The 14,349-nt window shown below is 41.5% G+C and carries 10 protein-coding genes, 2 tRNA genes and 1 riboswitch; of the genes, 4 read left to right on the top strand and 8 right to left on the bottom strand.

The features are described from left to right. Window positions 1-5: 5 nt before the first annotated feature. Window positions 6-2,006, bottom strand: a complete 2,001-nt coding sequence (gene thiC, locus H5123_RS15535; RefSeq protein WP_182698554.1) for a phosphomethylpyrimidine synthase ThiC — start codon at window positions 2,004-2,006, stop codon at window positions 6-8. 206 nt (window positions 2,007-2,212) lie between these two features. Continuing rightward, a riboswitch (TPP riboswitch) is annotated at window positions 2,213-2,312 on the bottom strand. A gap of 280 nt (window positions 2,313-2,592) precedes the next feature. Here thiC and H5123_RS15530 point away from each other — a divergent pair. Then, window positions 2,593-4,719 (top strand): TonB-dependent siderophore receptor, encoded by a 2,127-nt coding sequence (locus H5123_RS15530; RefSeq protein WP_182698584.1) that lies wholly within the window; start codon window positions 2,593-2,595, stop codon window positions 4,717-4,719. A 477-nt stretch (window positions 4,720-5,196) separates the two neighbouring features. Here H5123_RS15530 and H5123_RS15525 read toward each other — a convergent pair. The 4 genes from H5123_RS15525 to dnaQ form a co-directional block, all read right to left on the bottom strand. Further along, window positions 5,197-5,273: transfer RNA gene (locus H5123_RS15525), tRNA-Asp, on the bottom strand. Window positions 5,274-5,356: 83 nt separating this feature from the next. Continuing rightward, window positions 5,357-5,433 (bottom strand) — tRNA-Asp (locus H5123_RS15520). A gap of 122 nt (window positions 5,434-5,555) precedes the next feature. After that, window positions 5,556-6,893 carry a TIGR03503 family protein gene (locus H5123_RS15515; protein ID WP_182698553.1) on the bottom strand — a complete coding sequence of 446 codons (1,338 nt, stop codon included), beginning with the start codon at window positions 6,891-6,893 and terminating at the stop codon, window positions 5,556-5,558. Window positions 6,894-6,903: 10 nt separating this feature from the next. Beyond that, entirely contained in the window at window positions 6,904-7,632 is a 729-nt protein-coding gene (gene dnaQ / locus H5123_RS15510) for a DNA polymerase III subunit epsilon (RefSeq protein ID WP_182698552.1), read from the bottom strand. A gap of 77 nt (window positions 7,633-7,709) precedes the next feature. Between dnaQ and rnhA the strand changes: the two genes are divergently transcribed. Beyond that, complete coding sequence (rnhA, locus tag H5123_RS15505) at window positions 7,710-8,183, top strand: ribonuclease HI (protein WP_182698551.1); 474 nt, start codon at window positions 7,710-7,712, stop codon at window positions 8,181-8,183. 26 nt (window positions 8,184-8,209) lie between these two features. Here the strand turns inward: rnhA and H5123_RS15500 are convergent, their stop codons facing one another. Further along, the gene (locus H5123_RS15500) at window positions 8,210-8,989 is read right to left on the bottom strand and encodes a methyltransferase domain-containing protein (protein ID WP_182698550.1); all 780 of its coding nucleotides are present in this window, start codon (window positions 8,987-8,989) and stop codon (window positions 8,210-8,212) included. Between the two features lie 171 nt (window positions 8,990-9,160). Between H5123_RS15500 and gloB the strand changes: the two genes are divergently transcribed. Then, window positions 9,161-9,940 (top strand): hydroxyacylglutathione hydrolase, encoded by a 780-nt coding sequence (gene gloB, locus H5123_RS15495; protein WP_182698549.1) that lies wholly within the window; start codon window positions 9,161-9,163, stop codon window positions 9,938-9,940. 152 nt (window positions 9,941-10,092) lie between these two features. Continuing rightward, window positions 10,093-11,646, top strand: a complete 1,554-nt coding sequence (locus tag H5123_RS15490) for a LysM peptidoglycan-binding domain-containing protein (RefSeq protein ID WP_124018161.1) — start codon at window positions 10,093-10,095, stop codon at window positions 11,644-11,646. Between the two features lie 262 nt (window positions 11,647-11,908). On the opposite strand, the gene H5123_RS15485 is transcribed toward H5123_RS15490, so the two are convergent. Both H5123_RS15485 and H5123_RS15480 read right to left on the bottom strand, forming a co-directional pair. Next, the gene (locus tag H5123_RS15485) at window positions 11,909-13,732 is read right to left on the bottom strand and encodes an AsmA family protein (RefSeq protein ID WP_182698548.1); all 1,824 of its coding nucleotides are present in this window, start codon (window positions 13,730-13,732) and stop codon (window positions 11,909-11,911) included. A gap of 25 nt (window positions 13,733-13,757) precedes the next feature. Then, window positions 13,758-14,252, bottom strand: a complete 495-nt coding sequence (locus H5123_RS15480) for a putative 4-hydroxy-4-methyl-2-oxoglutarate aldolase (RefSeq protein ID WP_124018159.1) — start codon at window positions 14,250-14,252, stop codon at window positions 13,758-13,760. Window positions 14,253-14,349 lie beyond the last annotated feature (97 nt).

Raw genomic sequence — 14,349 nt, 5'->3', positions numbered from 1 at the left:
GATAGTTATTCAACCTCTACCGCTAAGTCGGTATCAACTTGTGCTGCTGGTTTGACGGCGTGATACAGTGCCGATCCCGACGCTTTGAACTCAGCCGACTTTTGCGCCATAGCCTCGGACGGATTTATGGCTTGAGCCATAGGTTGAGTTTGATAAGCACTAGCAGCAGAGACTTCAATCTTAAGTGCTTCTGCTTGTTGAAGATTCGCGGCATATTCACGCACTTCGTGGGTTATTTTCATCGAGCAAAATTTAGGCCCACACATTGAACAAAAATGAGCCACTTTTGCTGATTCTTGTGGTAACGATTCGTCGTGGTAAGCACGAGCGGTATCAGGATCAAGGCCTAGGTTGTATTGATCTTCCCAACGGAATTCAAAGCGGGCTTTGGATAACGCATTATCACGCACTTGTGCACCTGGATGACCTTTTGCGACATCAGCAGCATGAGCTGCAATCTTGTAGGCAATTAAGCCTTGTTTTACATCTTCTTTGTTAGGTAAGCCTAAGTGTTCTTTGGGGGTGACGTAACACAACATCGCCACGCCATACCAAGCCATCATGGCAGCGCCAATCCCTGAGGTGAAGTGATCATAACCCGGCGCGATATCGGTAGTTTGTGGGCCTAAGGTGTAAAAAGGCGCTTCATCACAAAGAGCTAATTGCTTTTCCATATTGACTTTAATCAACTGCATTGGCACATGACCAGGGCCTTCGATGATGGTTTGCACATCATATTCCCATGCAATTTTAACCAATTCGCCTAAGGTTTCTAATTCTGCAAATTGCGCTTCATCATTGGCATCGGCAATTGAACCGGGGCGCATACCATCGCCTAACGACAAGGACACATCGTATTGGGCGCAAATCTGGCAAATATCGCGAAAATGCTCATATAAGAAACTTTCTTGATGGTGGCTTAAACACCACTTAGCCATAATTGAACCGCCACGCGACACAATACCGGTAAGGCGTTTGGCGGTCATAGGTACATAACGCAATAACACCCCTGCATGGATGGTAAAATAATCTACGCCCTGCTCGGCTTGTTCTATTAGCGTATCTCTAAATACCGCCCAACTGAGATCTTCGGCAACGCCATTAACCTTTTCTAATGCTTGATAAATCGGCACAGTACCAATTGGAACAGGCGAATTACGGATAAGCCACTCACGGGTTTCATGGATATAACGTCCGGTCGACAAGTCCATGACGGTATCGGCGCCCCAACGAGTTGACCACACCAGTTTTTCCACTTCTTCTTCAATTGACGATGTCACCGCCGAATTACCAATATTGGCATTCACCTTCACCAAAAAATTACGCCCAATAATCATAGGTTCGGTTTCAGGATGGTTAATATTGAGTGGGATAATCGCTCGACCTCGAGCGACTTCATCGCGGACAAACTCAGGAGTGATCAGCTGACCAATATGCGCACCAAAAGCCTCTCCTGGTGCCTTTTGAGTCAATACGGTGTCGGTTACTTCAGCACGAGCCATGTTTTCACGAATGGCAATGTATTCCATTTCAGGGGTAACAATACCTTGGCGAGCATAATGCATTTGGGTCACGCATTTGCCCGGCTCGGCTCGCTTCGGCGCAACTAGGGCATCAAAACGCAAGTGATCTAAGCCATCATCAGCCAGTCGCTGTTGAGTAAAACCTGAACTTGCACCGGTTAATTGCTCGGTATCTTGTCGCTCATCAATCCATGCTTGACGGATTTTAGCTAAACCTTGACGCACATTAATGTCGGCAAGGGGATCAGAATAAGCGCCAGCACAGTCATAGACCATGATAGGTGGATTGGCTTGTTTAATGGGCTTTGCATCGGTGCCGCCAATGACGGTTTCAGTTTGATTAACCTGACGCATAGCGACGTTGATATCTGCACGACTACCCGTTAAATAGACTTTTTCAGAATTAGGATGTTGTAACGGTTTAAGGGTATCAATAAATTGTTGAGCATTAGCTCGAGTTTGACGACGGTTTGGATTTGACATTAGCAACCTCATTATTAAGAGTAGAGTTGCTTGTCTGGAGAGGTGTTGATAGCAGCAGTAAACAATAAAAATACTATCGCTTACGTCAATAACCACATAGAAAAATACTAAAGTAATAACTTAACTGGACATATAAACCGATAAAAAACTCGGAGGTAAACGTCCATTTACTGTCTTGTTAAAACGTTATTATTTTCCCAATAATAATGATTATTACGCTTGTTTCCTTCGCAGGTTCTAGCCTGATCAGGTTCAACGGATCCCGAATAAACGGTCTCAGCCATAATGGCACTCCGACAAGATGTGCGTCAGTATAGGCAAGCTTTAAACAAAATATCAAGCCCTAACTATCATCTATTGCTATGACATCTATGAGTTAACATGCCGGCATTAGTTTAGCTTTACCCCTTATCTATCGTATTCACTCAACACTTGATGCATATATTTACAAAGGTGCGACATCATGTCGCACTCTTCATATTTATTAGCAGGTTATAATTTATTAAGGTGAACAATCTCCTTTGAAATTAACTCATCAAAGGTTTATAAAAAAACAATAAAGGTGATAGCTTTGGCTCACAAAGTAATGCAAACCATTAAATTAACGAATAACGCCCCATGGGCTTACTCATCAATTGCATTGGCAGTAACACTGGCCATAACGCCGCAAGTAAGAGCTGAATCGTATGACATACAAAACAGCCAAGGTGTTGAACATGTCAAAGTACAAGGACAGCAAACAACACATAAAGACCTACTAGGTTCGGCTGAAAACCTCTTAAAAAAGCAAGGCGTCGATTTCTCTGAGGCTGGCGGTGTGTCAGCCTTACCCATCTTAAACGGCATGATGGGCGATCGGATCAAAATCCTTATTGATGGTAGTGACATCACTTCATCATGTGCAAACCAGATGAACCCGCCGCTCTCATATGTATCTGCAAATCAAATCAGTTCAACGCAAGTCGTCGCGGGAGTCTCTCCGGTAAGTGCTGGCGGTGATAATATTGCTGGTGTGATAAAAATCAGCAGTTTAAACCCACTGTTCACTGATAGCGACGCTGTAACATGGCACAGTGGTAATGTTTCTAGTGGTTATCGCAGTACTGATGATGCTTTTCTTGCTGGCGTCAATGCCACCGTTGCCAGTAAAACGTTAAGTTTTAGCTATCAAGGGTCATTTGAAGATGCTAACAGTTATACCGATGGTCATGGCGATAAAGTACTCGACACCCTATATCAATCTCAAAACCATGCGCTAACGGCAGCTTGGCAAGATGAGACCCAACAAATAGCCATTAAGCTTACTCATCAACATATTCCTTATCAGGGTTTCGCTAACCAATATATGGATATGACTAACAATGACAGCTATGGAGCGTTAGTGCGTTATCAGCGTTCACTAGAAAATGATGCCGAGTTTACAGCACAAGCCAATTGGCACAGCGTCGAACATGAAATGGGATTCTTTACTGACGAAAAAACCGGCAATATGCCGATGGAAACCAAAGGAAAAGATTATAGCTACCAGTTGCATTGGCAATTACCAATAAGTTCAGACAGTACCTTGTTGATTGGACAAGAATATTATGTTTATCAACTTGACGATATTTGGCCCGCTATCGAAGGTTCATCTATGATGGGACCTAATGATTATGTCAATATTAATGACGGCAAGCGTCAACGTGCTGCTCTTTATGGTGAATGGCAACACACTCTAAATAGTCGTTTGTGGTTATCAGCGGGCGTCCGATATGAATACGTGTCAACAAACGCTGCTGAAGTACAACCCTATAACACTATGGCGATGATGGGCATGACCAATGTCAATGCCATAGCCGCAGATGAATTTAACAGCCTTTATCGTAAGCGTAATGACAATATTATCGACGCTACTCTTCTGGCTCGATATCAATTGAGTGACACTGAAGTCATAGAGGTTGGTTTAGCGAGAAAAAGCCGAGCGCCAAATTTATATGAACGTTACAGTTGGGGTCAAAGCACCATGGCAACAACCATGATCGGTTGGTTTGGTGATGGAAATGGCTATATAGGTAACCCAAACCTCAATGCCGAAACAGCACATACCTTAAGTACAGCCTATAAATTGGTACAAGATGACTTAGCCTTCAGCGCTACCGCTTGGTACAGCAGAATAAATGATTATATTGATGCCGATGAGGTTGATAGTTTTAACAAAACACCTATGACCAATACTCGCCGCAATATTTTACAGTTTACCAATGTTAACGCGACTCTGTTTGGGGCACGTATTGATGCTGAATACCAACTAGCAGAAAACCGCAGTGGCAAATGGCTCATGGTTGCTAATGCCACTGCCACTCACGGCGAAAGAGATAACGGTGACGAGCCTCTGTATCAAATAAAGCCATTACAAACTGAACTTGCTCTTCACCAAGAACTTGGTGATTGGAAAAATAGCCTTAGCTGGCAATGGGTCGCGAGCAAAGATCGCGTTGATAGTCAGCGCTTAGAAAATACAACCAACAGTTACTCTCTGCTTAACTTAAGCAGCAGTATCCAATGGCAAGGTGCAACAATGACTGTCGCCGTGAAAAACTTACTCGACGAATATTATCAACTGCCTTTAGGCGGGGTCAGTATTGCACAATACAAAACAGACAACAGTAACGGCTTTGAACAAATAGCCGGAGCTGGACGATCGCTTGAATTGAATATTAATTACGCATTCTAGTGCTGGGTAGATACTAGCGAAAAAAGTATCGATTACAATTACCTTAAGCCGTCGAGATCACATTGCTTAGCTATATATTTTCAGTATTAAAAGCACCCACTATGACCGGAACTGAGTGGGTGCTGCTGAACAGCGGTGATAGTTATCAATAATGGCAACAGCCAAGATGCGATATAGCCTCGAATGAATTATGTTTAAATAAATAAAAGTTAGCTTTTAGACGGAGTCGTCAGCCAAGACGCTACAATTCATACTGCGGTTAATTGTATGCAAAATAAGCTCGATAAAGCGGCTTACTTGATGGGTAGGATTTAGATGTCACCTACCCTAAGGATAATGTTTTGCTTTGCGCCGTAATGGCTATTTACTCAATCTGATGCTGAAATCACTCTGTGGTTATCTCGATTGGCTTAAGCATTCAGCTCCGTCTTAAAATAAAAAAGCCTCTACATTGCTGTAGAGGCTTTTTTATTTATTTGGCGGAGCGGACGGGACTCGAACCCGCGACCCCCGGCGTGACAGGCCGGTATTCTAACCAACTGAACTACCGCTCCAAAACGGTTTGTATACACTTAATAAAACTAACAATATTAAACCAATTACTGTTTATTTTATTAAGTGCAAACAGGTACTTGAATGGCGGAGCGGACGGGACTCGAACCCGCGACCCCCGGCGTGACAGGCCGGTATTCTAACCAACTGAACTACCGCTCCACACAAGTGCGATGAATAATAAAGTTGTGATAATTAATCGTCAACTGTTTTTTAATTGTTTTAGCTCAATTAGTCAAAATTTGCTCAATTGCGCATTTTGTGACTAAAAAACACTCAAAATATTAGTTTTTATCATCAGGCATAGTCAGGTCAATATCGTCTAAATCAACACTTTCAAGCAGACCCTCTTGGGAATTTTGATTACTTTCAGGATTTTGCTTTAGCCTTTCTTCTGCTGCAGCCATCGCTTTGGCAAGGGTCTGCTTTTTACGCCATATAACTAAGCCCACAACACCGAGCAAAAACAGTATTCCGTTGATGGTAATAATCCAGAACATTGCATTATCTTTAGCCTCTTGCTCTTCAAATTCAGCTTGAATAGCCGCTTTTTCAGCCAGTTCTTCAACCGATGGAGCCGGAGCTGGAGGCTCAATCAAATTAAAAAACATTTCAGGCAAATTCAGGACAATTTCACGACCATCGACAGTCGTGGAGAACGCATGCCCTTGAACACGATAACTGCCATATTCGGTCACTTTAGGTAAAAAGAGAATTTGATTTGCACTGGTCACGGTTTGAACGGTTAAAGGCAGCGATAAACCGGCAGGCCCAACTAACTCAAATTCAAAATGTGTTTGCGCCAGTACCACTACGGATTCATCAACCGCTAATTGGACCTGCCATATCTCTTTTAATGGGTCGCTATTAGGCACCATTTTAACCTGTATTGGTTGTGCTGAAAGCTCAAAAGGCATTGTATATTCGCGCTCAAACACATTATTTCGCGCAGTGACATTAAGCACATAATGACCCGCGGGTTGTTGCAAATTTTGGCTGCCAGTAAAGATGCCATCGTCTGGAACTTCATCAAACAATTCACCATTGTCTTTATATTCGCCAACAATAACAGTACCAGTAGCAAAATTATCGTCAGTAGCAAGGTGTTGACTGGTAAAACGAGCGGTCCATTCCACCATATAGTCTAAACCCGGCATTCTCATGGTTAAATCATCACCTAACAGCCTTGCCGTCACCTTCAAGCGTTCGCCCTGATAAAGAGGCTGAGGCAAAGGTTCCACAGCAATATCGAGTGCAGAAATTTTTTGAATGGTCGATCCTTCCACCACACTGCCTAATAACTGCCAAGGACCAGGCATCGGCTTCTCAATATAAATCATGTCGGCAGCAATACCGTCGACCCACTTGACGGTTTGTGGATGACGATTTGAATACCATTTACTGCCATCGGGTAAAATCACCACAACGGGGGCTGAACCATAGCTCCGTTGGATCACTAATGTGAGATGATCAACCATATGATCAATGCGAAAACGATTTTTTAATTCTGCAGCTTGCGATGCAGCTACCACTGAAGCTTGGGCAGTAGATTGCCAAACCAAGATGATACTTAGCAAAAATAAATAAGAAATCGCTAGATAACCGGCACGAATGGCACTCATAAAAGTTGGTTTACCCTCTCCAGAGACATTTACCTGACTTCTCAATGAGATCAAGTCGTTGTTCGTGTAATAGTAATTCATCGGCTGACGCGCCAACGACTTTAAGATTAAACGCTGCAGGATCGATATTTTTTATCCCGCCGCCCTCTTGACCCGCTTTTTCATTAGACAAATTAAACTTAATTTGTCCACCGGTCATGATTAAATAAACATCAGCGAGAATTTCAGCATCAAGTAACGCCCCATGATAGGTGCGACGTCCATTGTCGATGCCATAACGTCGACACAGTGCATCTAGGTTATTTTTTTGGCCAGGATGTAACCTTTTGGCAATGGCTAAACTGTCTAAAATACTGCAAATATCTTTGGTTTTGGGACCAATTGGATTGAGTTTGGAAAACTCATGATCCATAAAGCTAACATCGAAGTTAGCGTTATGAGCGACAATTTCAGCACCATCAATAAAATCAATAAAATCTTTGGCGATTTGGTGAAATCGTGGCTCATTGGCAACACGATCATTGGTAATGCCATGCACTTGAATTGCTTCTTCATCGATGGCTTGACCAGGATTAATATATTGATGATAAGTCCTGCCGGTTAAACGGCGATTAATCACCTCAACACAACCAATTTCAATAATGCGATGTCCCACATAAATAGGGCCACCAGCTTGGTTCATACCTGTGGTTTCGGTATCGAGAATAACTTGACGACTTGCACTAGAAATAATGTTCATATTTTTTACTCATTCAGCCCTCGCCTTTGTATAAATTGAGTATACTGGCGCGAATATTTAGCTATGGTAACAACTTGATGGCCGAACTCAAACAGCTGTATATCTTTACTGATGGTTCTTGCTTAGGAAACCCAGGGCCGGGTGGTTATGGCGTGGTAATGAAATATAAACATCAGCAGCACGAAATGGCTGACGGATTTTCATTAACGACCAATAATCGGATGGAGCTTTTGGCTCCAATTATCGCATTAGAAGCCTTACATGAGCCCTGTAATATCATTTTAACCAGCGACAGTCAGTACATGCGCCAGGGTATTATGACGTGGATCCATAGCTGGAAAAAAAAGGGCTGGATAACTTCAACTAAGCAACCAGTTAAAAATGTAGATTTATGGAAACGTTTAGACGCAGTAAGTCAATTACACAAAATTGACTGGCGCTGGGTAAAAGGCCATGCGGGCCATATTGAAAATGAACGTTGTGACGTGTTAGCCCGAAAAGCCGCAGAAGCTAAACCTCAACAAACTGATATTGGATATCAGCCCGAATAAGAGTCAAGCTCATTATTTGCATATACTTAGGAATTTTTGGGCTTTATCAACGCTTTTTCAACAACTTGGGTATTTGTTAATCCTGAACGACCTGCCGTTGGCGCCGGCGACCAGGTAGGCGCTTTTATTTTGGATTTATCTTTAATGGGTGTTAGCGGAGTGGTCATTTTTCGAGCCACGATTAAATAGACACTGCCCGTGCTAGGTAACCAGTTAGCAATACTTTTTTGCCACAATGGAGTTTGCGGGCTTTTTTTAGCTTGATGGCCACGGTTATCCGCACCTTGTCCTAACAACGAATGATACATTAAACGCTCATCCGCTAAGACTTGATAGCCCAATAACCCAAGCCAATCTTTCACTCTAGATGGCATAAAAAACTGCCCACTCCAAGGTAATTGAGTTTGATACTTTGGTAAAATCTTACCAATAAAAGCAGGACTGATAGGGTTAAAACCGACAATGAATATATAACCACTGCTAATGAGAACCCGGTCAAACTCACGTAAAATTTGGTAGGGATCTGACTCGAACTCGAGTAAAAAACAACTTAATACTGTGTCAATAGCACTTTGCTGTATGGGTAAATGGTGTGGGTCAGCCTGAATACTGGCATTTGTAGCGTCATAAACAGAAAAATGCCGAGTAATACTGCAAGATAAACTATTTAGCTGACCACTTAACGCCCCAACCTTGAGTAAATGATAACCAAATATACGGGGCCACCAAGGAGCCAATTTAGCTTCTATCTCGGTTTGCAATAACTCACCAAAAGGTAAATCTTGCCAAATAAGGGGTTTTAACATGAAGCCCGCCAAGGTTTATTGTGCAAAAATGCTGTATTGATTAGATTCACTCTACCATAAGGTATTTAATTTTCAGCTAAGCATAATTGAAACTTCGATCTGTCTTTACTTGAAGTTATTAAACGATATCCGTTACCCTAACAGATAGTCAATCATCACTCGAGTCAGATTATGCTTAACGTTCATACCATTGCAGCTTTTAATGACAACTACATTTGGTTAATCCATCAAACAAACAGCCTTAATGCTTATGTGGTTGATCCAGGTTGTGGTCAAACTGTTATCGATTATTTAGCCACTACCGATCTAAACCTCATTGGCATATTGATTACTCATCATCATAGTGATCACACTGGCGGTATCGAAAAACTGCAACAACACTTCAATGATAACTTGACTGTTTATGGACCCAGTAACGAGCGCATTGATGGATTAACCCAGCCGTTGTCCCTAGAGTCAACGATGAGTATCGATATTCCACATTTAGGACTAACTCAAGTCATGGCCGTTCCAGGGCATACTTTAGGTCACATTGCTTATTATATTGACGATAAATTATTTTGTGGCGACACCCTATTCAGTGGCGGGTGTGGACGTTTATTCGAAGGAACGCCTGAGCAAATGTTGCATTCGTTAACTATGTTAGCCAATTTACCTGATAAAACTCTGGTTTTTTGTGCTCATGAATATACCCGGTCCAATCTGGATTTTGCCTTACATGTCACGCCAAAAAATTTACACTTAATTGATTATGCCAATAAAGTGGATCAATTACGCTCACAAAACAAACCGACCATTCCGAGTTCTATCGCGACAGAAAAAGCCATAAATCCGTTCCTTCGCTGCCATTTAAATGAGACCCAAGTCGCAATATCCGCTCAGAGTGGGGTCGACAATATTAATGAAATTCAATCATTTACTTTAATAAGGGAATGGAAGAACCAATTCTAAAGTAACATGAAAACACTTTAATAAGACAAGCTAAATAATTTAATCTACAATGCCAAACTGAACTAAAGCATGACCAACAGAGTCTCATAGGCACTTGGTATGTTCGAGCCTTTATTTTAACGCCCTGAGAACTTGAGGAAGTGTATCTTCAAATGAAAGCAAACTTATTTATTATTGCTGGTAGCATACTGGCAATAACAGGGTGTCAGACCCTTCAAAGTACTAGCCCGCAAACAGATATAGATCAACAGACTGTCGCCATTAACGCTAAAAGCAAAAAGTCGTCGGCAGTAACACTAGATGAAATAGAAGTACAAGTTTCCGAAGTCAATAATCTATGGCTGCGGATCGGTAATGAAATGACACTACCGATAACAGACAACGAATTAGTTGCTCGCTATCGACAGTGGTACATCGATAATCCCAAGCATTTAGAAATTATCACTCAACGCGCTAGCCCATTTTTGTATTATATTGTCGATCAACTCGAAAAGCGTCATTTGCCAATTGAACTGGCCTTATTACCGATAGTTGAAAGTGGTTTTGATCCACTAGCCTATTCCAGTGGCCATGCCTCAGGCCTTTGGCAATTAACCGCACCAACTGCCACGTCTTTTGGGGTAAAAACTAACTGGTGGTACGACGGTCGCCGCGATGTGGCCTCGTCAACTAAAGGTGCATTAGACTTAATTCAGTACCTTTATCCTAAAATGGATCAAAATTGGCTTTATACACTTGGCGCATACAATTCAGGTGAAGGTCGAATTTTAAATGCGATTAAGCACAACCAAGCTCGCGGCAAATCAACAGATTTTTGGTCGTTATCGTTACCCAAAGAAACGGCACATTACGTCCCACAATTATTGGCATTGGCTGATGTCATTAAGCATGCCGATAAATATGGCATAACGTTAACGCCTATCGACAATGTGCCGCAAATAGAAGTTGTTCCTATTGAGAGCCAACTTGATATCAACCTAGCAGCCGATTTAGCTCAAATTGATATAGTTGACTTAAAGGCGCTCAATCCGGGTTTAAAGCGTTGGGCAACGGCACCACAAGGACCACATCAATTAATATTGCCCAGTGATAAAGCAACAAACTTTAAACTTGCATTAGCTACTATAGAACCAGACTCTCGTATTAACTGGGTTCGCTATAAAATTAAGTTTGGTGACAGCATCAGTCGAATTGCTGATCAATTTGAAACAACGGCATCTTTAATTAGAAGCAGTAACGGTATTAAAGGCAATAACATTATTGCTGGACGATTTTTAATTATTCCGGTTGCTGCGAAAGACCCAGATTTAGCGACTATGACAGCAGACCAAGTTCTCGCTCGTAAAGCGGTTGTGAAATCTAGCCCCAACAAGCAAAGCTATACGGTAAAGTCTGGTGATTCATTATGGAAAATATCTCAGTCACAACAAGTGACTGTGGCACAATTAATGAAGTGGAATAACCTGACAAAACAGTCAACGTTATCAATAGGTAAAAACTTAGTTATTTATCCAAATGAAATGACAGCAAGCACCAGTAATAATGAAAAAACGGTTAACTACCGTGTTCAATCAGGTGATTCATTGGCGCGTATAGCAGTTAAATATAAAGTGACGGTGGCAGAGTTAATTGAATGGAATAGTTTGCAAAACAGCAAGCTAATTCAACCTGGTCAAATATTAAAATTGATTATGACCAATAGCTAACTAACATTGCTTCTAAGATGATTATCCTATAACAGTTTTCACCTTAGTACTGATTTTGAATTATAAAAAAGGACAAGTATGCACTTGTCCTTTTTTTATGTTTTAAGATTAATAGCCATGCTAACTTATTAGGCGCTTATATCTGTGTGGCAACAGATATTCTAGGCAAACTTCACCACCTAAGTACCTTGTAGCTAACGTTATAAATAAAGGCTGTAGTCACAATAAGCGACGACAGCCTTTATTCTCAACGAGAATGAATTTAAATCCCTAACTTCTTAAATAACCCCTCTTTTAGCTTTTCTTTAGCTTTATCGGTTTCACCTTTAAGCTTGCCTTCCAATAATGCCTTCGTATCAATGCCAAACTTAGGCTCTTGGAATGTGCCTTTTATGGTTAGAGGAATATCGACACCTTTAAGCGACTCATCATTAGCGTCACCCTGTCCTGACAACGACCCAACGACACTCGTTGTTAATGCATAATCTAAGGCTTCTGACGCGATGTTTGCCGTCCCTTTACCCGCTAAACGAATTAAGGGGGCAGCCATGGCCAAATCAGGATTAGTCACAACGGCATCTTTCATGGTGAAACTGCCAGTCAGGCTGGTAAAGTCAGTTTTTAACTCTTCTTTACTGGATTCAGACAAGTCGCCTTTTAATTTTTGCTGAGCACTACGGATCATCTGTGGAATGTTAACCCCATAAAGCGAACCATCAGCGACTTCAAATTTACCAACGGCATCAAGGTTCTTTTTCAGATTATCAGTAATTAAACTCGAGCCGCTGCCTTTAACTTCAAAGCTTGCAGTACCTGAAATTAAATCCACTTCAGCCGCATCGGTTAAAAGTGGACGAATTTGCACACCAATCAATTTCTTATCAAATTGATATGTTGGCACTGCCTTGCGAGCATCCAATTTTGCACTTAGTGCTAACTTGCCTTGATATAAGTCAGCGGTAAGCGACGACAAGTTCAAGATACCTTTATTGATAGCCATTTTCATTTGCCAGTTTTGCGTGAGCATATTGCTGACTTTAATCGATTTAGCCGTTAAATTTAGGGTGAGATCTACTGATTTAAGTGCTGACAGATCAGGCTCTTGAGTCGATACTGTGTCGGTCTTTGTGGCAGACTCTTCAGTATTACCTTCTTGCTTTGGGAACAGCGCATCAAGATCAATATCACCCACGTCTAAACTCATCGCAATTTTAGGAACGCTATTAGCATAGTTAACCTTAATGTCCCCGGTGGCAGCCAAGTCCATAGCAGACATTCTAGTCAATTGCAGATCGATAGTTTTGGCATCCAGTGCCATTGTCATTTGTGTCGTGAGCTCAGCGGTAACCGATTTATTCGGCAAGCTGTCACCTTTGGCGTTATGTACCATAGCAAAATCATTAATAGTGACATGATTCAATGCTTGATCAATTTTGACTTTACCTTGTCCAGATGATGCAAGCTGCATATCTGGCAATGTCGCAGAAAACTCATAAGCAAAATCAGCAAACTGACCCAGGCTAAACTGACCTAAGGTGAAGCTTTTTAAATTAAAGGTCTGCGTCGTATTGCTGGCCATATCAATGAGGTTAATATTGGTATTCGTCAGTTCAATACCACCTATATCCAATGTCTCTAATGACATAGGTTTGGCATCATTGGTTGCTGCAGTTTGTGGTTTATCCGCCGTACTTTTTGACACTAATCCATCAAAACTGGTTGTACCGTCTTTTTGCGTAACCAGATTCAGTGTTAAACCATCAAGCTTTAATAAATCTACTTCAATCTGTTGGCTAAATAATGGCATTAGCGCCACATTCGCAACAGCCTCATTCACATTGAGCATGGATGCAGGAGTAAAGCCATCTGGGTTAGTAAGAGTTATACCACCGAGCTTAATGCCTAAAGAGGGAAACACACTCCAGCTTAAGTCTTGGGTAATTTGTAAATCACGACCGGTTTGTTTTTTAACGGCATCAACTATTTGCGGTTTAAAGTTATTAAGGTCGAAAAACATTGTTAAGTAGACGGTCACACCTACTACTAGAGTTAGCACAATTGCTAATAACCATTTTACTACTTTCATTGTTGCTTCCTTGTCTGTTGATTGTTTACGCTAAAATAGTAAGATCTAATGCCTGCTTACTGACGGCAACACCATTTAAATCAGCATAGATCATCATTCCAGGAAAGATGCTGACACCCGCAATCTCAATCGCTACATTGACATCACCAACATCTTTTTTATCCGTTTTAATCGGATTTGTACCTAATGCTTGCACACCGATCTGCATAGTATTAATCGTACCTGCATCACGAATACAGCCATTAATAATGATACCTTCCCAACCATTGTCATATGCATTGAGAGCTATCATGTCACCTAATAGCGCACGTCTAGTCGAACCGCCGCCGTCCACAACCAATACTTTTCCTTGACCATTTTTGGCTAATTCAGATTTAACTTTGGAATTATCTTCGAAGCATTTTACCGTCACTACTTCACCGTAAAATATCGGCTTAGCACCAAAGGACTGCCATGGATTAGGCAATAAAACTAATTGCTCAGGGTAATGATCGAATAGATCAGGTAATAAATCTAGCATAAGTCCTCCTTGAAAATCAGAATCTTAGATTACTAATTATTAGGCAATTCAACAAGTTTTGTTAACGATATATTATTCACTTTAAAAAGTACTGCTA

The organism is Shewanella sp. SR43-4 (assembly GCF_014163845.1).
GTDB lineage: Bacteria > Pseudomonadota > Gammaproteobacteria > Enterobacterales > Shewanellaceae > Shewanella > Shewanella vesiculosa.
Note: the sequence above shows the minus strand (reverse complement) of the source record. Positions and strands in the feature narration are given on the sequence as shown.

Coding starts and splice junctions, on each gene's coding strand:
- thiC (WP_182698554.1), bottom strand. CDS start 2,006: ATGTCAAATCCAAACCGTCGTCAAACTCGAGCTAATGCTCAACAATTT.
- rnhA (WP_182698551.1), top strand. CDS start 7,710: ATGGCCGAACTCAAACAGCTGTATATCTTTACTGATGGTTCTTGCTTA.
- H5123_RS15500 (WP_182698550.1), bottom strand. CDS start 8,989: ATGTTAAAACCCCTTATTTGGCAAGATTTACCTTTTGGTGAGTTATTG.
- H5123_RS15485 (WP_182698548.1), bottom strand. CDS start 13,732: ATGAAAGTAGTAAAATGGTTATTAGCAATTGTGCTAACTCTAGTAGTA.
- H5123_RS15515 (WP_182698553.1), bottom strand. CDS start 6,893: ATGAGTGCCATTCGTGCCGGTTATCTAGCGATTTCTTATTTATTTTTG.
- H5123_RS15530 (WP_182698584.1), top strand. CDS start 2,593: ATGCAAACCATTAAATTAACGAATAACGCCCCATGGGCTTACTCATCA.
- H5123_RS15490 (WP_124018161.1), top strand. CDS start 10,093: ATGAAAGCAAACTTATTTATTATTGCTGGTAGCATACTGGCAATAACA.
- H5123_RS15480 (WP_124018159.1), bottom strand. CDS start 14,252: ATGCTAGATTTATTACCTGATCTATTCGATCATTACCCTGAGCAATTA.
- gloB (WP_182698549.1), top strand. CDS start 9,161: ATGCTTAACGTTCATACCATTGCAGCTTTTAATGACAACTACATTTGG.
- dnaQ (WP_182698552.1), bottom strand. CDS start 7,632: ATGAACATTATTTCTAGTGCAAGTCGTCAAGTTATTCTCGATACCGAA.